We start from the raw sequence: 18,823 nt of genomic DNA, 5'->3' as shown, positions 1-18,823 counted from the left end.
ACCGGAGGAGTTATGAAGATAGGTGTAATACCTGATTGTTTTAGGGTCCCTATAAAGGAAGGGATAAAGAAGGCAGCGGAGTTAAAGTTGGATGGAATCCAGCCATATGTGACATATGGGGACTTAGACCCTAAAAATCTCTCAAAGACAGGGAGGGAGGACTTAAAGGCACTGGTAGAACGTCTCGGGTTAAAGATTTCTGCTATTGTAGGGGACTTTGGAGGACATGGATTTGCAGACCCTAAGACGATTGACTGGAGGATAGAGAGGACAAAAGAGGTAATAGACCTTGCGGTAGACCTCGGAGTAAATGTAGTAACGACACATATAGGAGTAGTTCCTGAAGACACAGATGATATTGCGTGGAAGACAATGATAGAGTCATTACCAGAGGTAGGGACATATGCATATAATAAAGGGGTATATCTTGCGACAGAGACAGGACCGGAGACAGCAGAACTTCTTAAAAAACTTCTTGACACAATTGGAAACCCTGGGCTGAAAGTGAACTATGACCCTGCCAATCTTGTAATGGTTATAGGAGATGACCCTGTAAAAGGAGTTTATACTCTGAAGGACTACATTGTACATACACATGCGAAGGATGGGATAAAACTACCTGATGAGGACGGTAAGAAGAGATGGAAGGAACTTCCACTGGGTGAAGGAGATGTAAACTTTCCAGAGTATTTGAAGGCGATGAAGGAGATTGGATATACTGGATTTTTCACCATTGAAAGGGAAGTAGGGGACAACCCGGAAGCAGACATAATAAAAGCGAGGGACTTCTTGAGAGCCCTTGAAAAAAAGATAGGGATATAACCTTCTCCCTTTAACTCTTTCCCTGTGTGGAAAAGAGAATTAAAGGTGGGATTTTTTTAAATAAAAAACAAGGAGGAGATAATGAGAGTTGGCGTGCAGATGTATACACTTAGAGATTATTGTGGAACAGTAAAAGATACAGCAGAGACATTGAAAAAAGTAAGGAATATAGGTTATAAGGTAGTACAGATATCAGGGATGGCAGAACCAAAAGATGTAAAAGAGATGAAAAAACTTCTTGATGACAATGGCCTATATCCATGTTCTACACATATTGATTATAATAGGTTATTGAAAGAAGTAGATGCAGCAATAGAAGAACATAAAATCCTCGGTTGTGAAGCAATTATTTGTCCTGGAATACCATGGGAACTCCATAATAAAGAAGGGTATCTCAAAGTAGCAGAGGAATTTACAAAAGTAATAAAAAAATTGAAAGGGACTGGTCTTGCCTTTGGATATCACAATCATGGTGTAGAATTTCAGAGATATGATGGGAAGACAGGACTTGAGATACTTTTAGAGAAATGTAAGGGAATGGAAGCAGAGATTGATACATACTGGGTTCAGTATGGTGGTGGAGACCCTGCATACTGGATAGAGAAGTTCTCTGGTAGATGCAGTCAACTACACTTTAAGGATATGGGAATGATAGATAATAACCAGGTAATGCCACCTATTGGAGAAGGGAACTTAAACTGGGAAAGGATAATAAAGAGTGCAAAAAAAGCAAAAGCAAGATACTGTCTCGTGGAGATGGACACTCCCACAATAGATGCTTTTGAATCATTAAAAAGAAGTTTTGACTTTCTTATTTCAATGGGTCTTAAGGTGTGATTTTAGGAATTCTGGTATAACGCACCATCAACCGGCTGGACAGTGTAGAACGCGGGTTTCATCCTGAATGTCCGTTCATACATAAAGGTAAGTTCTGCAATAAATTCTGGAATTGTATTTTCTTCCAGAAGAACAAGGCAGCAGCCACCCATACCTGCACCTGTAAGCCGTGCTCCTTTTACTCCTTCAAAATTTTTTGAAAATCCTACAATGAAATCAAGTTCTTCGCAACTTACCTCATAAAGTTCCTTTAAACTTTTATGGGACTGATACATCAAACTTCCAAAACCATCAAAATCATTTTTTTCAAGACATTGCACTGCTTCCATAACTCTATTATTTTCTTCAACTATATGCAGTGCCCTCTTCCAGACCTCCTCTGAAAGTATATTTTTATAAGGAGTAATATCATCAAGGTCTGTCAGAAATTCAATATCCTTATATTGTTTTATTATATTTACTGCTTCCTTCACAGAGACAACACGCTTGTTATAAACAGAAGAAGATAAACTCCTTTCTTTCTTAGTATCTACAAGCAAAAATTTTAAGTTTCCTGTTGATAAAGGTGCATACTTATATTCAAGTGTTTTACAGTTTATAAGAATTGCACTCTCTTTTTTTGCAAGGTATATAGAGAACTGGTCCATTATTCCACAGGAAACCCCTACAAATTCATTCTCTGCCCTTCTTGCAAGTTTTATAATCTCCATTGGTTCAAGGTCTATACCTGTAATCTTCTTAAACAGCACTGCTATGGATATCTCAACCGCTGCTGAAGAACTCAGTCCGCTTCCCACCGGTATATTTCCACCGATAACAATCTCTAACCCCGGGACTTCTATCCCTAATTTTTTAAACTCATTTAAGACACCGAGAATATAGTTTGCCCAGTGGTAGTCCTTCTGATAAAAAATATGCTCTGTATCTGTTTCAAATGACTGATTGTAGTTAAAGGAAATAAGTTTTATTTTGTTATCCTGCCTTTTTCTCCCAGAAGTATATATAAATCTATCCACTCCTATAGGTAAAACATAACCACCCTGATAATCAATATGCTCCCCTATTAAATTTGCCCTTGCCGGTGTGGTAATTGTAATAATATCTCCTGTACCAAAGTTTTCTAAAAATATCTTTTGTATCTGTTCTTTCATAGAAAAATTATAACACTTTTTAAGAACAATTTACACTTTTATTTTTTAATAAATTGGTATAAAATAATTAACAAAAGGAGATTTATGGAACAGAAAAAGATAGAAAAGCAACTATCTTTACCATTGAAAAATGCTGTACAGATGAGTTTCAGGAATATGCGGGTGCGTTTTGGAAGGGCAATTATTATAACTATGTCCATTCTGTTAGGTATTGCCTTTTTAATGTCTGTACTTACAGGGAATGCCTTTACAATGAGTTTGATACAAAAAGGACCTGAGGAAATCAAGGTTCTGTTGATGGCAGATATTGTAGAGATGAAAACAAGACAGGTATGGCTGGTCTCTCTTTCTCTTCTCGTATGTACTGTTGGAATTGTCAATGCTATGCTTATGTCTGTTACAGAAAGGTCCAGAGAAATAGGAACAATGAAGTGTCTTGGTGCACTTGATAAGTTTATTGTTGAACTCTTTCTTCTTGAATCTCTTGCTCATGGTATCGTGGGTTCAATTGCAGGGGCTCTAATAGGTATACTTACAATGACTGTGGTATATCTTATACAGTATGGGATACTTATTATCAAACTTTTCCCTGGAGGTACTATATTAAAATATATGCTTTTAAGTATCCTGCTAGGGACATTCCTTGCAGTTGTTGGTGCACTTTATCCTGCATATGTATCTGCTAAAATGGAACCGGCTGAAGCAATAAGAAGAGAAGTTTAATATATTAACTTAACAGAAATGTTAAATACAAGGGGGAGAAAATGCCAAAGGAAGCAATAGTCAGAACAATAGGAGTAAAAAAGAGTTTTATATTAGGTAAGGTGCCCCTTCATGTTCTTAAAGGTATTGACCTTGAAATACTTAAAGGTGAATACATATCCATAATGGGTCCTTCTGGCAGTGGTAAAACCACCCTATTTAATATGATAGGGGGACTTGATAAACCATCTGAAGGGAAGGTATATATTGATGAGGTTGATATTGCACAACTTGATGCCTATGAACTTGCATGGTTAAGGTGCAGAAAGATTGGCTATATATTCCAGACATTTAACCTTATCCCTGTAATGAGTGCTCTTGAAAATGTTATGTTGCCTATGATATTTGGAGGACTTTCAACAGATGATGCGAGAGAAAAGGCAAAGGGATTACTTGAGACCGTTGGACTTGGACACAGAATCAACCATAAACCCTTTGAACTTTCAGGAGGACAACAACAAAGAGTTGCTATTGCCAGAGCACTGGCGAATGACCCTGCAATCATTCTTGCAGATGAACCCACAGGAAACCTTGACCTGAAAACAGGTAAAGAGATTATAAATCTTCTACGAGAGATGAATAGAGAAAAAGGAGTAAGTATCATAACTGCTACGCATGACCTCAAAATGTTAGATGTATCAGACCGTGTTATATGGCTCAGAGATGGTTTGATAGAACGGGTTGAAGACAGAGAAAATATAACCATAAAGGTAGGTGAAGTGGAAGGAGAAGAGGCAGGATAATGTATCTATGAAAAAAAAGGGGATTGGAATTATTGGATGTGGTAATATGGGGTCTATCCTCATAGATGCAATTGTATCAACAGGGCTATATCCACCTTCCAGTGTATATGTATCAGATGTAAGAAAGCAAAATGTAAATAAAATTAAAAAGAAATTTGGTGTCTTATCTTCTGACAACAGAAACCTTACAGAAAAGTCAGATATCATTATCATAGCGGTTAAGCCCAATAATGTAAAAGATGTTATCTCTGAGATAAAGGATATTCTTACCCCTTCCAAGGTTATAATATCTATAGCAGCAGGACTATCAACAGAAAAGATTGAAAAAATTATCGGTAAAAAAGCCATACCTATAATAAGGGTAATGCCAAATATCAATGTAAAGGTTAAGGCAGGTATTATTGCTTACTGTAATGGTAGATATGCTAAAAAATACTGTAAGATAGTAGAAGATATCTTTTCTCCATTGGGTATTGTATTAAAACTTCCTGAAAGGATGTTTGATACAATTACAGCAATTTCTGGTAGTGGTCCTGGCTTTCTTTTTTATATAGCAGAAACCATTCAGAAAATAGCGGAAGAGAAACACCTCACCAGAAAACAGTCCGCTCTCATAGTTAAATACCTTTTTTATGGTTCTGCAAAGATGCTTTTTGACACAGGGATAGAACCTGCCATACTGAAATCTATGGTAACCTCTCCCGGTGGTACAACACTTGCAGGGCTTGAAGTATTTGAAAAAGAAAAATTTCCATCACTTTTGAAAAGGGTTATTGAAAGGGCAGAAAAAAGAAGTAAAGAATTAAGGGGAAATTTATGAAAAAGGTAGGGATTATTGGTTATGGGGTTGTAGGAAAGGCATTTGTTGATGTCTTCAAGGATAAATTAAACTTCTTTATATATGATAAATATATTCCTGAATATAATAACCTTGAACGAGTGGTAAAAAACTGTCCTGTTTTATTTGTTGCTGTCCCTACACCTATGTATGAAGATGGCAGTATAGATATATCCTGTGTAGAGGATGCTTTACAAAGTATTCTCGCTGTTGATATCCCTCGTAAAAAACTTCCTATAGTAGTCATACGTTCAACTATTGTTCCGGGTACAACTGCGAAACTACAGAAAAAATTCCATAATTTGCACCTCGTATATAACCCTGAATTTCTGTCAGAAAGAAATAGTTTAGCGGATATGGAAAGGACTGATAGAGTGGTTATTGGAGGTCATATTAAGTACTGTAAAAAGGTAGAGGAGATATACCGGCTTGTATTTCCCTATGCACGTTATATCATTACAGATACGACAACAGCAGAGATGATAAAATATGCCGCCAATGTTACACTTGCAGGGCAAGTAATGATAGCCAATGAACTTTACCAGATATGTCAGAAACTCGGTGTTGACTGGGCATTTGTCAGGAATGCTATTATCCTTGACCCGCTTATAGGCAGGAATACAAAAGTACCAGGACCTGATTGTGATTTAGGATTTGGTGGCAAGTGTTTACCTAAAGACCTTAATGCACTTATTCATCTTGCAAAAGAAATAGGATATACCCCGGAACTGTTAATTCAGATATGGAAATCCAACCTTAAAGTAAGAAAAAATAGAAACTGGGAAGTTATAAAAGGTGCGGTATCAAGAAGAAATAAACAGTGAGTAAAGATAGGGATTGTATAACACCTGCTTTTAATAGACAGTTTACAGAAAATTACTTAAATTTAACGAGGAGGACAGATGAATGAGTTTGAAAAGATAATGGAGGCAGTTGAATATATAAAAAAGCAGTCCTCATTGAAACCAGACATTGGAATTATACTCGGAACAGGGCTGGATAAATTAGCAGATAGAATAAAGAAGGATGCCGTTATTCCGTACAAAGATATACCTCACTTTCCTGTATCAACAGTAAAATCACATACAGGAAATCTTGTACTCGGGAAACTGGGAGGTAAAAGTGTAGTTGCCCTTCAGGGAAGGTTCCATCTATATGAAGGGTATAGTGCTGTCCAGATAGCACTTCCCATAAGGGTAATGAAGTTTTTAGGAATAGACACTCTTCTTGAATCAAATGCTGCAGGTGGACTAAACCCTCTATTTTCAAGAGGAGACCTTGTTATTATTACTGACCATATAAACCTTATGGGGTATAATCCACTTATCGGATACAATGATGAAAGATTTGGACCGAGATTCCCTGATATGAGTTGTGTATATGACCCTTCCCTTATAAAAATAGCAGAGGATGTTGCCCTTGAACTAAAGATACCTGTTAAAAAGGGTGTGCTTGTAGGACTTACAGGTCCAAATCTTGAAACAAAAGCAGAGTATAGATTCCTCCGGCTTATAGGTGCTGATATGGTATGTATGTCCACAGTCCCTGAGGTTATAGCAGCAATACACATCGGATTAAAGGTTTTCGGAGTTTCAGTAATAACAGATTTGTGTCTCCCTGATGCCTTAAAACCGGTCTCTCTGGATGAAATTATTGAGGTTGCATCTAATGCAGAACCAAAATTGACAGAACTTGTAGAAAAGGTTATAATAGAACTTTAATGGCTATGAATAAAAAAGAAAAAGAGATTGAAAAGAAGGAAAGGATTGATAAAAGGACGATACGGTGTAGAATCTGTTTTATGGTGGATAGTTATACACCGGATGAAAAAAAATGTAAGCACTGCGGAGCAAAGATATTTATTATAGATAGTGTATAATCTATATCGTCCACAGTTATAAAGAATAAATTTTCATGGCATTGACTTATTATTTTTGAAATTCTTTAAAGGATTGGAGGTGACAAATTTTTAATGAGGAGAAACCCTGACTTTGAACGTATATTCAAACAATTCAAAAGAGATGTAGAACGAGAAGGAATTATAAGGGAGTTAAAGAAAAAAGAGTTTTATGAGAAACCCAGCCAGATAAGAAGGAGAAGAAAGGCAAGAAAAGAAAGGAGAGCACCCGTAAGATAAAAATGTCCTCCGTTCCATCAGTTTACACCATCTCTTTTAACTCAAGCGTTGACCATACATTTTATCTTCGTTCCATTAGGTTTGATGATATCAACCGTATAGAAAAATCCCGTATAGATGCCGGGGGCAAAGGGTTGAATGTTGCCCGTATGCTTAATATACTCGGATGTCCTTCCACTGCACTTACATTTTTAGGTGGACCAAATGGGACTATATTAAAGAAACTTCTTGAAGATGAACAAGTCCCTTTCAGATATGTTCCTATTAAGGGAAATATCAGAAATATATTTAACTTTATCGCAGGTAAAAAGGTCTTAAGAATTAATGAAAAAGGTCCCTCTGTATCCAGAAAAGAGAAAGATGCCTTTCTTAATCTTATCTATTCCTTAAATATTTCTAAAGGGGATATTGTTTCCATATCTGGAAGCGTACCTCCTGGAATAGAAAAAGACATTTACAGAAGAATAATTAAAAGGGTTCTGGCAGAAGGAGGTATAGTGGTACTTGATGCGGACGGAGATGTGTTAAAGGAAGGGATTAAAGAGAAACCCCATATTATAAAACCAAATCTGTGGGAGTTAAGCAGGGCTACAGGGAAAAAGATTCGCTCATTTAAAGACCTTCAATATATACTGAGTTCCATCATAGATAAAGGGATATCCAATATACTTTTAACCAACGGAGAAAGAGGGGCAATTCTTTTTTCCAATAAATGTTTTCTTTATGGTATACCCCCTTCTATCAAAGCAGTAAGCACCATAGGGTGTGGAGATACCTTTCTGGCTGGTTTTCTCTACGGATACTGGAAATCAATGTCCCCTGAAGAATGTTTATCTCTCGCTGTGGCTTCTGGGGTAGCAAAGGCATTAAAGGAAGGAACATGTATGCCAGATAAATCAGATGTGAACGATATATTAAAAAAGGTAAAAGTTGTTAATGCCTCTAAAACTACTTTAATGTCTTTCTTTTAAGAAAAAAAGTATGACTGCACCGATAACACTCTGAATAATAACACTAAGAAGGAATATTATAGAAAGTGCAAAAGCATTTTCCTTCCCCATAGATGGTGTAAAAAAATAGACATAGGTAAACTCCCTTATACCAAGTCCACCGAGAGATGGTACCAGCGTTGCTGTCCATATAATAGGAATATAGATAAAAAATTGTATTAATGAAGGTTGTGCTATATCTTTCCAGAGAATGGAAAGCGCCATAATATAGTTATTTACAATAGATATTGTCTGTAACAAAAAACTAATAGTAACTGCATAAAAAAGCCATCTTCTTTCTGATAAATACCTGTTAAATGCAGTATAGGTATTTTCAAGGGTCTCCTTTAATCGCTGAGGGAGGAATTTTTGAAAAGGGGAATAGAAGAATGATGCAAAAGTCCTGTATGAAAAAAACATAAAAACAAATAATAAAAAGGTTATAAGAAACAGCAGGAAATACTTTACTCTTACAGGAATATCAGGTGTTAGCAGACCTGCTATCACTCCCATCGTTATGACTGTAAGAGCACCTATAAATCTATCTATAATGACAGAACTCCCTAAAAGTAGTTTATTCTCCTCCCCCTTAACAAGGTAGAAAACCTTGGCTATATCTCCTCCTGCGCCTGTTGGCAGAAAGTTATTAAAAAGCATCCCTATCATACTGAGTTTCCAGATATTTATATATCTTATCTTATCTGCTTTTTGTCCTTTAAGTAGAAAATACCATCTAAGAGTAAGTGGAAACGAGAGTAAAACTGCTATGAGAAGAGATATCACTGCAAGGGGAATGTAACACTCTTTAAGTGTTGTATAAAGTAGCACCAGGTTAATTTTTCTAAATACGAGATAAAGAAAAAAAACACTTACAATTACTCTTAAAAATAGTTTAAGATTATCCTTTTTCATCTCTGGATTGGATTTTCTTATATTCTTCTTTTATCTTATGCAGGATTCCATTTACAAATTTAGGGGACTCTCTTGAACCATATTTCTTCGCTAACTCTATTGCTTCATTTATAGATACAATCTCTGGTACAGTATCAACGAATAACATTTCATATATTGCAATCCTCATAATATTTCTGTCTATATATGGCATCCTTTTGAGTGACCAGTTGATAGAACTCTCTGATATACTTCTATCTATAACAGGAAGGTTTTCAATAGTACCTTTTATAAGGTGGCGAGTAAACTCCGCTATCTCTTCATCCTTTATCTCTTGTTCATCAAGAAAAGAGTTTAAAACCTTTTCATTGAATCCCTCTAACTCATCCCTTATCTCCATCTGATAAAGGAATATCATTGCAAGTTCTCTTGCTTTCCTTCTTTTCATTTTTCAATATACTGCTATATAAATCTGTTTGTCTTTCTTTACAGGACTGTCTTAAGATTTGCCATCTCAATGGCTGAAAGTGCTGCAAACCATCCTTTGTTCCCCATCTTTGTTCCTGCCCTCTCTATTGCCTGGTCTGTTGAATCCGCTGTCACAATACCAAAAGAAACCGGTGTCTTACCATCCATATTCAATTGTGCTATCGCCCTCGTTATCTGGGAACTCACATACTCAAAGTGCGGGGTCTCCCCTCTTATTATTGCTCCGAGACAGATAACAGCATCATACTTCTCACTTCCTGCCATTTTTGAAACAGCAAAGACCGCTTCAACACTACCGGGTACCCATACCACATCTATACTCTCTTCACTTCCATTATGCCGCTTAATACAGTCAACCGCACCTTCTAAAAGATGTTTTGAAATAAATTCATTGAACCTGCTAATAACTATCCCGAACTTCTTTCCTTTTGCATCTAAAATACCTTCCTTTACTTTCATCTTCTCCACCTCCCCTAAAATGATTTATCAATACCTTTTATTCTATATCATATGTCCAAGTTTCTTCTTTTTTGCTTCTATATACTTTTTACTGTGAGAAGTATATTTTACCACAATAGGAATTCTTTTCACTATTTCAATGCCATAACCTTCCAGACCAACGACCTTCCTCGGGTTATTTGTAAGGAGTCGTATCCTGGTAAGCCCGAGGTCTACAAGAATCTGTGCCCCAATACCATAATCCCTTAAGTCGTCAGGGAACCCCAGATGCAGATTTGCTTCTACTGTATCAAGTTTTTTTCTCTCCTGAAGATAATATGCCCTCAGTTTATTCTCAAGTCCTATTCCTCTACCTTCCTGTGGTAGATAGATAAGTACTCCTCTTCCTTCATCTTCTATCATCTTAAGTGCTTTTTCCATCTGTCTGCCACAATCACACCTTAAAGAATGGAATATATCTCCTGTCAGACACTGAGAATGAACACGGACAAGGATACTATCATCCTTATTCTTTAGTTTAAGATTCCCTTTTACAATCGCAAGGTGTGGATTTTCTTCTATCTTATCCTTATAAAGTATAAGTTTAAATCTCCCATAGTCAGTGGGAAGATTAACAGATAAGACCTTTTCAATAAGTTTTTCTCTTTTCCTTCTGTATTCAATCAGGTCTTTTATAGTAATTATCTTGAGATTATGCTTCTTTGCAAATTTTATAAGGTCAGGAACCCTTGCCATTGTTCCATCATCTCTCATTATCTCACATAGCACCCCTGAAGGATAAAGACCAGCAAGTCGTGCTATATCCACTGCTGCTTCTGTATGCCCTGCTCTTACAAGCACTCCACCATCCTTTGCCCTGATAGGAAATATATGACCAGGTCTTGCGAGGTCTTCTGGCTTGGTATTTCTGTCTATAAGCAGTTTCACTGTTAGAGCCCTGTCCGCTGCAGAGATACCAGTTGTTCCTCCTTTTGCCGGGTCAACGGAAACAGTAAAGTCGGTTCTATGGAGTGCAGTATTATCAGGAGACATAGGAGGGAGTTTCAGTTCTTCTATTCTTTCTGATGTAAGTCCGACACATATAAGTCCCCGCGCATATCTTGCCATAAAGTTTATATCTTCTGGAGTTACCTTCTCAGATGCCATTACAAGGTCTCCTTCATTCTCTCTCGCTTCATCATCCACCACAACGATAAATTTTCCTGCTTTAATATCCTTTATCGCTTCTTCAATGGAACTGAAAATTTTACTATTCATTTCATCTTCTCTATATATTTTGCTGTAATATCCATCTCTATATTTAACATATCCCCCGGTCTGCGGTATTTTATATTTGTATGGTCTATGGTGTAAGGAACAACAAAAATTTTTATCTCTCTTCCCTTCAACTCTGCGACTGTAAGAGAGATACCATCAACACCTATAGAACCACGAAAAACCACATATCTCTGGAACTTTTCTGGAATATAAAATCCTATCATTCCACTCTTTCCATCTTTATAAAAATATTTTAGTGGTGTTTTAAAATCAATATGACCTGTAAGTATATGCCCCCCTACCCTATCTCCTAATCTTATAGCCCTTTCAAGGTTTACATAGTCCCCCACCCTTGCATCAGAGAGATTGGTTTCCTTCAATGTCTGTCTGCTTAATGAAACACCAAATATATTTCTGTTTATTTTTTCCACTGTCAGACATACCCCATTAACAGATATACTATCTCCTTCCTTAATCTCATCAAAAATCTTTTCTCCAGAAATTTCATATACACTCACTCCACCTGATGGAACTATTTTTTTTATCCTGCCCACTTCTTCAATTATCCCTGAAAACATACCTTACCTCTTATAAAGAAATCATCCCCTATCATTTTTGTCTCATAATAATCCACCCTCACTGCTTCAGAAATACATTTCTTATCTCTTCCGCCTATAGGAGAAATCGAGTTTTCACCACCGAGGATTTTATTCCCTGTAAAAATCATCACTTCATCTACAAGTTTTTCTTCCCAGAATGAAGTGAGAGTATATCCTCCGCCCTCTACCATAATAATACCTATCTCTCTCTTATAAAGTTCTTCCATCAATACTTTAAGGTTCAACTTTCCATCTTCATCAGGGACTTTTATAACCTCACATCCTTTTTTATCCAGAAGATACCTCACCCTTTCCTCTGTCACCCTATCTGAAACAACCATTAGAACCTTACTGTTCGGGTTTTCCCATATTCTACATTCTTCAGAAACTTTAAGATACGGGTCTATTACTATCTTCCAGTATCGCTTTCTTCCCAAAATATCTTTTTTTGTCTGATAGGAGGGCACTATATAATCAAGAGAGGGATTGTCTTCTATTACAGTATTTATGCCTACAACAATACCATCCACCTCAAACCTCATATTTTTTACAAAATCCCTCGCTTCCTTTTCTGTAATCCATTTTGAACTCCCCTTTCCTGTTGCTATCTTGCCATCCAGTGTCTGCGCCCATTTTAATATAATGTAAGGTCTTCTTTTAGTAATATATGTAATATATGCTCTGTTTAATTTTTCCGCTTCTTCGCTTAAAATACCTTCCCTGACAGTAATTCCACTCTCTTCAAGTTGTTCAATACCCTTACCTGATACCAGTAGGTTGGGGTCTTCCATTGCACATATAACCTCTTTTATTCCTGCCTCTATGATTGCCTTTGTGCAGGGAGGTGTCTTACCATAATGACAGCATGGTTCAAGATTTACATAAAGGGTTGCTCCTTTTACCTTATCTTTTGCATCCTTTATCGCCTCTATCTCTGCATGTGGTAATCCAAATGCCTTATGCCAGCCCTTACCTATGATACGAGAACCTTTTACTATAAGTGCTCCTACCATTGGATTTGGACTGACAAGCCCTTTTCCTCTTTCTGCAAGTTTCAGTGTCTCTTTTATAAACTCTTTATGTTCTCTCATCCCTTATTAATTTCAACCACACACTTTAACACCTCACCACTTCTTACCCTCTCTATCCCTTCATTTATCCTTTCCAGTGGCACAACAGAGGAGATAAACTTTTCTGCATCTATTTTTTTCTCTGATATAAGTTGTGCTGCTTTAATAAAATCCCTCCTGTTAGAAGCGAAAGCACCAAAGACAGAAAGTTCTTTGTAGTGGATAAGGTTAGAATCTATATTGATAAAGGAATCATCCTTTGGAAGTCCGCCAAATAAACTAATCCTTCCTTTTGAACCGAGTATTTCAATCCCTTCTACCTGTGCCTGTTTTGCAGGGCAGGCAGTAATTACCACATCTGCTCCATAACCATCTGTAAGTTTTTTTATCTCATCTTTTACACTTACCTTTCTCGGGTCAAGAAGGATAATATCTCCGAAGTTTTTCCCAAATCTCTCAAGTCGTTCATATGCTGGGTCTACCATTATCACCTTTGTTGCACCTTCTGCATAAGCAAGTACAGCATGCATAAACCCGATAGGACCACCGCCATATATCACTACATTATCTCCCTTACCTATATTGAGATAACTCTGTGCATTAATTGCACAGGAAAGTGCTTCTATCAGTGCCCCTTCTTTAAGAGAGATGTTTTCAGGAAGTTTAACCACTGCCTGCTGATTGACTGCTGGGTCAGGGATTGTAAGGTATTCAGCATAACCACCGGGATAGAAATATCCAATTGCTTTTGTATCAGGACAGAGATTATAAAAACCTTTACTACACATCTTACATTTTCCACATCCAATAGAAGTAGCGGTTGTTACCTTATCCCCTTTTTTCAATGGTTCAGGATACCTTACATCTGAACCAATCTCTTCTATCACGCCTGTAATCTCATGTCCTATAATAGCAGGTGGAACAACCTTTTTATGTCCTGAAAGATATATCCTTACATCTGTCCCGCATATAGCACAATAATGGACCTTTATTTTAATCTCATCTTTACCACATATAGGTATTTTTACATCCTCTACCCTTATATCTTTTATCCCGTAATAGACCGCTGCTTTCATATTCTTCTCCTTTGTTATGTTAAAATAATTTTATGAAAAAATATTTAATCTTCTTTTTCTTTTTACAGATGGTTTTTTCTAAAAACCTGCCTGCTCTCTATTTTACCCCAAATAGTAAAACAGACAAAATACTACTTTCCCTTATTGAAAACGCAAAAAGTTCTGTGTATATAGCGGGTTACTCTATTTCATCGGGAAAAATGATAGAACTTATCAAAAAGAATAAAGAAAGAATAGTAATAAAAGTCCTTACTGAGAGAGATTATAAAAATCTACCGAAAAATATAGTAAAGGTATATCAAAAATCCGGTTTATTCCATCCTAAATTTATAACTGTTGATGGTATCTCGGTACTTATTGGTTCAGGAAATTTTACAGACGATGGACTGCATCTTCATCACAACCATTTTTTACTTATACAGGACCCAAAAATAGCAGAATTTTTCAACAAGAAATTCCTTGCGTGGTGGCAAGATACTCCTTTTGAGGAAGTATATGAAGACAGTATATACAGGATATATTTCTCGCCTGATACCGACTGTGAATCCATTATAGTTAATGAGCTTTCAAAAGCAAGAGACACCATACATTTTGCGCATTACCGTTTTACATCAGAAAAAATTGCAAGGGCAATTATACTTAAAAAATTTACCGGTGTGAAGGTATACGGAATAATGGATGCATCAGGTATAGAACCCTATTCTTTCTTCTATCCTCTCTCTTACTACGGTTGTAAACTAAAAAAAAGCAACCTTGCTGGTCTCCTTCATGATAAACTTTTTATCATTGATGGAGAAACGGTTATAACCGGTTCCTACAACCCTACAACCTCTGCAAAAAAGAATACAGAATGCCTGATTATAATAAAAGACAAAAAAACCGCTGAAAAATTACTTACAGAGTGGAAAAAGTTATGGCTTTTTTACAGTTTACCAGCATCGCCTTTTAAATTATCTATTCCTCTTATAGAGAGGTTAAGGATGAAAAAGTAGTTTCCTTACCTTATCTGTCCTACCTGTCTCACTTTCACAAACTTGCCTTTCTGATATGACTCCTTCGCAGCAAGGCAGACATATACACTCGCCAGCCCTGTTTCTATTGGGGTACGTGATTTATACTTACTATCCTTCACAAGTTTTACAAGGTCTCTCGCAAGTTCAATATCTCCACCAAAATGTGAAAGTCCAGAATCTGTTTTTACTGTATCTGTAAAAGGTTTATGGTGCCTTGTATATTTTATCTGGTTTTCATACCAGTCAAACTTAATTGTCCCCATATACCCGCTTACAGTTGAACCCCGAGCATGGGCATCCCTCTTTGTAAAAAATACCTGAGTATATATACCATGTGCACCTGAAGGAAACTCAAATATTGCACTGGATGCATCCTCATTTGTTCCTGTTTCTACAGAACCACAGTCAATACTATAAACACAGAGATGGTCATTTCCATGATCGGACTTGCTCCTATTTCTATTCTCAGGACTCTCAAGACATGTCTCTGTTTCATTACACTGTGAACATCTCAGACCCGATGGCTTTTTCCCACCGTATACCTTCTGAAATGTTGCCATTGCCCCTATCTTTATAATAGGCATACCCATAAGATACATAATATAGTCAAAGTCATGGGTTGCCTTCTGTAAGAAAAGTCCCTGCGTAATCTTATAATTGCGGTACTCCTGTTCCCAGTAAACAGCACCATAAGATACATAGTTCCATGCCATAATATGCACTGGCTCTCCTATACCACCTTTTTCTATAATTTCTCTTGTAAAGGCACAGAGAGGAGAGACCCTTAAGGGAAAACTTACCACCACCCTGCACCTTGACTTCTCAAATGCCTTTTCAAGTGCAATTGCCTGTTTCATATCAATGGCAACCGGCTTTTCAAGAAAAAGAGGTATATCATACTTTGCTACCTGTATTGCATAGGGAGTATGGAGGTTACATCTTGTTCCGATAACTATTGCATCTGGCTTTGCCTTTCTTACCATTTCATCCACTGTTTTATAAAATACCACCCTTTCTCTATCTTCTTCTGAAAGCCGTTCTTTTACTCCCTTTTCATCAGGGTCAATCATCCCTGTAATACGGATATCTGGTTCTACCTCTTTTAAAGCACCATATATAAATCCTTTTGCCCTTCTTCCAAATCCTATCACCCCTATATTCATTTTACACCCTCCTTAAATCTTATAAGATTATTCCCAAAAAAACTCAATATGTCAAATATATATAATCTCAGATAGATATTAAATCAAACTTTTCTTCATGTTCATGGGTTATGGCGAACTGTTAACTTAAGAGGTATATATGCAAAAACAGGATTATGGGTTTAAATAATTACATCATGGATAATATAAACAGTCATATATTCAAAATATAGCACTCGGGGTTGCAATCGTCCTGTAAAACCATACACGATAGTCATCTTCCAACTGCAAAAGTTCTGTTTCAAATTCAGGAATACTTCCAATCTCACCCTTTATATATTTTTCAATACGGTCTTCTAAACTCTCAAGCCGCGCTATAAGTCCACCATATCTTTTCTCTATAACCTCCAGACCAAACGGTTTATATGTATCAAGCCACATATCTCTGTGGATTATCCATAGTTTGCGTGTTTCCTTAATAAGGGACTTTACTTCTTCGTCAAGAAGTTTATTAAGTTTCTTTTTATCCTTGTTTCTGTATGCCATCACAAGTTTCCTGCGAATCTCGCACTTTATTGCGAGAACCCTACTTATCTGGTAAGGAAATATTAACCTTTTTGACAGTGCTTCTTTGCCTATTCCCTTCTTTAAAAATCCTGCCAGTTTTTCATATTTTCTTCCTAAAATCTGCTTTTCTATCCATGGCTCAAATAGCCCTATGAAAGTGTCATTCCATAATAGCCATTTGGAACAGTTAGGAGGTATTTCACCTTTTTTTGTAATCGGTATGGTATCAATACTGCTTGCTCTTTCATAATACTCTATATCTGTTCTACAACTACCCATAAACTTTTCTTTCAAGGCCTTTCTATCAATACCGCCTACATATGCCATCTCAGTAAAAAACTGAACTACTGGTAAAACAGAATATATATCATTCTCCATCCCGTTATCACCCCATGCTGTGATAAATACCTCTTTTATTCCTTTATCCCTGCACGCCTTCATGCATGGCTCAACTGTCATATATGCAAAGGGCATATTAGCCCAGAACCTGTTCCAGTTCCATGCACCAGGTGCAACTATCGGTTCCTTACCTAAAACATCTCTGTGTATATCAATGAACTTTGAATAAAAATCACAGTCAGTATGGAAGTAGTCCCAGTAAACAAAATCTACATCTTCTGGTATATTTTTGACAACCTCCTCAGAAATTTTAACATCTAGGTCATAATAGTGATGTGTCTTTGAACCTAACCGAAAGTACATATCATCCCATATCATTGGTCTTAAACCCAGTCCTCTACATATATCCACTACCCTCTCAAGATGTTCATTCATAATTTCAAACTTATCTCTCTCACCATAAAGTTTTTTATATTGCCCTGTACCCACCATATCTGCTTCATCCATTCCTATGTGTATCCTCTTTGAACGGTAAGGATAACTTGCAGAAGTTATCATCTTCTCTAATAATTTATATGTCTCTTCCTTTCCAACAAGGAGAATATCATTTGTATCAGATATATTTTTATAAACACTCCACTGTAACATCTGTTGTAAGTGTCCAAGTGTCTGTATACACGGAAACATCTCTATACCAAACTTCTCCGCATAGGCATCTACTTCCTTAAGTTCTTCTTTTGTGTATCTACCCCTTAAATATCCAAAAAACGGTTCTCCTTCAACCTCATATGTATCTTCTGTATAAAGCATCAATGTATTAATTCCCATAAGTGCAAACCTTCTCAAAAGGAGTTTTATATTATCCACAGTAAGTACCCCATTCCTTGATGCATCAAGCATCACCCCTAACATCTTGAAGTTGGTACGCTCCCTGTACTCATCTTTTATATTCATTCCAAAAAGTACACCCAGTGCCCTGAATGCCTCTGTAATCCTGTTGTAATTGATGTCTATTCCTTTTTCTCCTTTAATAATATCGAACCCACCCTCTACATCTCCATTTGATACAGGAGAAAAATATAATTCTTTTACTGCACCGCTTCTACTGAAAACTACTGGATATCCATCTTTTTTTATCTCCAGAAGTCCATCTTTAATCTCTGCTGGAACCTTTTTAAAATCAATAAAATATCTCCCTTTCATACTTCATTCTCCTTTCTTGTTTTTTCATTCTATCAAAATCCAAATACCCAGATTATCAACTTTCCATTTTTTGTAATACTCTCGTATCTCAATCTTTTTCATCCTTATACTCCACATTTTAAACCATTGGTTTTATCCGTGTATGTTAAATCTTCCCTTTCAGTCTGAGTTCAAAGTTTTCTTATCTGTCTTTTCAGTAGTGCTATCTTATAGGTAAGGTCTTTCTCTGTTATAAAATTCTCATGTGCTTCAGGGTGATAACCAAAGTCCTTATTCCTTTTTATAATCTCTATGTCTTTTTCTACAATTGCAAGTTCTTCTATCAGCAACTTTTTCAACTTCTTTTTTGCGGTAATATCCCCCTTTCTGTATCTTTTGAGAAGTCGGTAAAATTCAATAATGTTGATGGTACTCTTTATAAGAAGGGATATATGCACTG

The 18,823-nt window shown here is 36.6% G+C and carries 22 protein-coding genes; 11 read left to right on the top strand and 11 right to left on the bottom strand.

The window, feature by feature from the left end:
* Window positions 1–12: 12 nt before the first annotated feature.
* Window positions 13–822 (top strand): sugar phosphate isomerase/epimerase, encoded by an 810-nt coding sequence (locus tag N3D17_05570; protein MCX8082846.1) that lies wholly within the window; start codon window positions 13–15, stop codon window positions 820–822.
* 81 nt (window positions 823–903) lie between these two features.
* Window positions 904–1,659 (top strand): sugar phosphate isomerase/epimerase, encoded by a 756-nt coding sequence (locus N3D17_05565; GenBank protein ID MCX8082845.1) that lies wholly within the window; start codon window positions 904–906, stop codon window positions 1,657–1,659.
* Between the two features lie 2 nt (window positions 1,660–1,661).
* Here N3D17_05565 and N3D17_05560 read toward each other — a convergent pair whose 3' ends face one another.
* The gene (locus N3D17_05560) at window positions 1,662–2,810 is read right to left on the bottom strand and encodes a galactokinase (protein MCX8082844.1); all 1,149 of its coding nucleotides are present in this window, start codon (window positions 2,808–2,810) and stop codon (window positions 1,662–1,664) included.
* A gap of 84 nt (window positions 2,811–2,894) precedes the next feature.
* Here N3D17_05560 and N3D17_05555 point away from each other — a divergent pair, with 84 nt between their 5' ends.
* The 8 genes from N3D17_05555 to N3D17_05520 all read left to right on the top strand — a co-directional run bounded on the left by N3D17_05555 (window position 2,895) and on the right by N3D17_05520 (window position 8,261).
* Complete coding sequence (locus N3D17_05555; protein MCX8082843.1) at window positions 2,895–3,533, top strand: FtsX-like permease family protein; 639 nt, start codon at window positions 2,895–2,897, stop codon at window positions 3,531–3,533.
* A gap of 41 nt (window positions 3,534–3,574) precedes the next feature.
* Window positions 3,575–4,315 (top strand): ABC transporter ATP-binding protein, encoded by a 741-nt coding sequence (locus N3D17_05550; GenBank protein ID MCX8082842.1) that lies wholly within the window; start codon window positions 3,575–3,577, stop codon window positions 4,313–4,315.
* A 7-nt stretch (window positions 4,316–4,322) separates the two neighbouring features.
* Window positions 4,323–5,135 carry a pyrroline-5-carboxylate reductase gene (proC, locus tag N3D17_05545; protein ID MCX8082841.1) on the top strand — a complete coding sequence of 271 codons (813 nt, stop codon included), beginning with the start codon at window positions 4,323–4,325 and terminating at the stop codon, window positions 5,133–5,135.
* Window positions 5,132–5,977, top strand: a complete 846-nt coding sequence (locus tag N3D17_05540; protein ID MCX8082840.1) for a nucleotide sugar dehydrogenase — start codon at window positions 5,132–5,134, stop codon at window positions 5,975–5,977. The genes proC and N3D17_05540 overlap by 4 nt, the downstream gene beginning before the upstream one ends.
* 78 nt (window positions 5,978–6,055) lie before the next feature.
* Window positions 6,056–6,874 (top strand): purine-nucleoside phosphorylase, encoded by an 819-nt coding sequence (locus tag N3D17_05535; protein MCX8082839.1) that lies wholly within the window; start codon window positions 6,056–6,058, stop codon window positions 6,872–6,874.
* On the top strand, window positions 6,874–7,032 hold the full coding sequence (locus tag N3D17_05530; GenBank protein ID MCX8082838.1) for a hypothetical protein: 159 nt from the start codon (window positions 6,874–6,876) through the stop codon (window positions 7,030–7,032). The genes N3D17_05535 and N3D17_05530 overlap by 1 nt, the downstream gene beginning before the upstream one ends.
* Before the next feature lie 93 nt (window positions 7,033–7,125).
* Entirely contained in the window at window positions 7,126–7,290 is a 165-nt protein-coding gene (gene rpsU / locus N3D17_05525; protein ID MCX8082837.1) for a 30S ribosomal protein S21, read from the top strand.
* A gap of 2 nt (window positions 7,291–7,292) precedes the next feature.
* Complete coding sequence (locus N3D17_05520) at window positions 7,293–8,261, top strand: 1-phosphofructokinase family hexose kinase (protein ID MCX8082836.1); 969 nt, start codon at window positions 7,293–7,295, stop codon at window positions 8,259–8,261.
* On the opposite strand, the gene N3D17_05515 is transcribed toward N3D17_05520, so the two are convergent.
* The 7 genes from N3D17_05515 to N3D17_05485 are packed head-to-tail and all read right to left on the bottom strand — an operon-like array spanning window position 8,244 to window position 14,120.
* Window positions 8,244–9,191, bottom strand: a complete 948-nt coding sequence (locus N3D17_05515) for a flippase-like domain-containing protein (GenBank protein MCX8082835.1) — start codon at window positions 9,189–9,191, stop codon at window positions 8,244–8,246. The two genes, N3D17_05520 and N3D17_05515, sit on opposite strands and share 18 nt — an antisense overlap.
* Window positions 9,178–9,618: a transcription antitermination factor NusB gene (nusB, locus tag N3D17_05510; protein ID MCX8082834.1), complete on the bottom strand. Its 441-nt coding sequence runs from the start codon at window positions 9,616–9,618 to the stop codon at window positions 9,178–9,180. Before nusB ends, N3D17_05515 begins: the two co-directional genes overlap by 14 nt.
* Window positions 9,619–9,656: 38 nt before the next feature.
* Window positions 9,657–10,118, bottom strand: coding sequence for a 6,7-dimethyl-8-ribityllumazine synthase (ribH, locus tag N3D17_05505; GenBank protein ID MCX8082833.1), 462 nt, complete (start codon window positions 10,116–10,118; stop codon window positions 9,657–9,659).
* 42 nt (window positions 10,119–10,160) lie between these two features.
* Window positions 10,161–11,363 carry a bifunctional 3,4-dihydroxy-2-butanone-4-phosphate synthase/GTP cyclohydrolase II gene (locus N3D17_05500; protein ID MCX8082832.1) on the bottom strand — a complete coding sequence of 401 codons (1,203 nt, stop codon included), beginning with the start codon at window positions 11,361–11,363 and terminating at the stop codon, window positions 10,161–10,163.
* 8 nt (window positions 11,364–11,371) lie between these two features.
* On the bottom strand, window positions 11,372–11,953 hold the full coding sequence (locus tag N3D17_05495; protein ID MCX8082831.1) for a riboflavin synthase: 582 nt from the start codon (window positions 11,951–11,953) through the stop codon (window positions 11,372–11,374).
* A complete protein-coding gene (gene ribD / locus N3D17_05490; protein MCX8082830.1) occupies window positions 11,938–13,065 on the bottom strand; it encodes a bifunctional diaminohydroxyphosphoribosylaminopyrimidine deaminase/5-amino-6-(5-phosphoribosylamino)uracil reductase RibD in 1,128 nt (375 codons plus the stop codon). The genes N3D17_05495 and ribD overlap by 16 nt, the downstream gene beginning before the upstream one ends.
* Window positions 13,062–14,120 (bottom strand): zinc-dependent dehydrogenase, encoded by a 1,059-nt coding sequence (locus N3D17_05485; protein ID MCX8082829.1) that lies wholly within the window; start codon window positions 14,118–14,120, stop codon window positions 13,062–13,064. Before N3D17_05485 ends, ribD begins: the two co-directional genes overlap by 4 nt.
* Before the next feature lie 32 nt (window positions 14,121–14,152).
* Between N3D17_05485 and N3D17_05480 the strand changes: the two genes are divergently transcribed.
* Window positions 14,153–15,112 (top strand): phospholipase D-like domain-containing protein, encoded by a 960-nt coding sequence (locus tag N3D17_05480; GenBank protein ID MCX8082828.1) that lies wholly within the window; start codon window positions 14,153–14,155, stop codon window positions 15,110–15,112.
* A 5-nt stretch (window positions 15,113–15,117) separates the two neighbouring features.
* Here N3D17_05480 and N3D17_05475 read toward each other — a convergent pair whose 3' ends face one another.
* From N3D17_05475 to N3D17_05465, 3 genes are all read right to left on the bottom strand, one after another.
* Entirely contained in the window at window positions 15,118–16,296 is a 1,179-nt protein-coding gene (locus N3D17_05475; protein ID MCX8082827.1) for a Gfo/Idh/MocA family oxidoreductase, read from the bottom strand.
* 201 nt (window positions 16,297–16,497) lie between these two features.
* Window positions 16,498–18,384 (bottom strand): beta-N-acetylhexosaminidase, encoded by a 1,887-nt coding sequence (locus tag N3D17_05470; protein ID MCX8082826.1) that lies wholly within the window; start codon window positions 18,382–18,384, stop codon window positions 16,498–16,500.
* A 170-nt stretch (window positions 18,385–18,554) separates the two neighbouring features.
* Window positions 18,555–18,823, bottom strand: a 269-nt coding sequence (locus tag N3D17_05465) for a hypothetical protein (GenBank protein ID MCX8082825.1), incomplete at its 5' end; no start/stop codon positions are given.

The organism is bacterium, assembly GCA_026414725.1.
Taxonomy (GTDB): Bacteria; Ratteibacteria; UBA8468; order B48-G9; family JAFGKM01; genus JAAYXZ01.
Note: the sequence above shows the minus strand (reverse complement) of the source record. Positions and strands in the feature narration are given on the sequence as shown.

Excerpts from the sequence above, each read along its gene's own strand:
- N3D17_05570 (MCX8082846.1), top strand. The coding sequence starts at position 13 with ATGAAGATAGGTGTAATACCTGATTGTTTTAGGGTCCCTATAAAGGAA.
- N3D17_05565 (MCX8082845.1), top strand. The coding sequence starts at position 904 with ATGAGAGTTGGCGTGCAGATGTATACACTTAGAGATTATTGTGGAACA.
- N3D17_05560 (MCX8082844.1), bottom strand. The coding sequence starts at position 2,810 with ATGAAAGAACAGATACAAAAGATATTTTTAGAAAACTTTGGTACAGGA.
- N3D17_05555 (MCX8082843.1), top strand. The coding sequence starts at position 2,895 with ATGGAACAGAAAAAGATAGAAAAGCAACTATCTTTACCATTGAAAAAT.
- N3D17_05550 (MCX8082842.1), top strand. The coding sequence starts at position 3,575 with ATGCCAAAGGAAGCAATAGTCAGAACAATAGGAGTAAAAAAGAGTTTT.
- proC (MCX8082841.1), top strand. The coding sequence starts at position 4,323 with ATGAAAAAAAAGGGGATTGGAATTATTGGATGTGGTAATATGGGGTCT.
- N3D17_05540 (MCX8082840.1), top strand. The coding sequence starts at position 5,132 with ATGAAAAAGGTAGGGATTATTGGTTATGGGGTTGTAGGAAAGGCATTT.
- N3D17_05535 (MCX8082839.1), top strand. The coding sequence starts at position 6,056 with ATGAATGAGTTTGAAAAGATAATGGAGGCAGTTGAATATATAAAAAAG.
- N3D17_05530 (MCX8082838.1), top strand. The coding sequence starts at position 6,874 with ATGGCTATGAATAAAAAAGAAAAAGAGATTGAAAAGAAGGAAAGGATT.
- rpsU (MCX8082837.1), top strand. The coding sequence starts at position 7,126 with ATGAGGAGAAACCCTGACTTTGAACGTATATTCAAACAATTCAAAAGA.
- N3D17_05520 (MCX8082836.1), top strand. The coding sequence starts at position 7,293 with ATGTCCTCCGTTCCATCAGTTTACACCATCTCTTTTAACTCAAGCGTT.
- N3D17_05515 (MCX8082835.1), bottom strand. The coding sequence starts at position 9,191 with ATGAAAAAGGATAATCTTAAACTATTTTTAAGAGTAATTGTAAGTGTT.
- nusB (MCX8082834.1), bottom strand. The coding sequence starts at position 9,618 with ATGAAAAGAAGGAAAGCAAGAGAACTTGCAATGATATTCCTTTATCAG.
- ribH (MCX8082833.1), bottom strand. The coding sequence starts at position 10,118 with ATGAAAGTAAAGGAAGGTATTTTAGATGCAAAAGGAAAGAAGTTCGGG.
- N3D17_05495 (MCX8082831.1), bottom strand. The coding sequence starts at position 11,953 with ATGTTTTCAGGGATAATTGAAGAAGTGGGCAGGATAAAAAAAATAGTT.
- ribD (MCX8082830.1), bottom strand. The coding sequence starts at position 13,065 with ATGAGAGAACATAAAGAGTTTATAAAAGAGACACTGAAACTTGCAGAA.
- N3D17_05485 (MCX8082829.1), bottom strand. The coding sequence starts at position 14,120 with ATGAAAGCAGCGGTCTATTACGGGATAAAAGATATAAGGGTAGAGGAT.
- N3D17_05480 (MCX8082828.1), top strand. The coding sequence starts at position 14,153 with ATGAAAAAATATTTAATCTTCTTTTTCTTTTTACAGATGGTTTTTTCT.
- N3D17_05475 (MCX8082827.1), bottom strand. The coding sequence starts at position 16,296 with ATGAATATAGGGGTGATAGGATTTGGAAGAAGGGCAAAAGGATTTATA.
- N3D17_05470 (MCX8082826.1), bottom strand. The coding sequence starts at position 18,384 with ATGAAAGGGAGATATTTTATTGATTTTAAAAAGGTTCCAGCAGAGATT.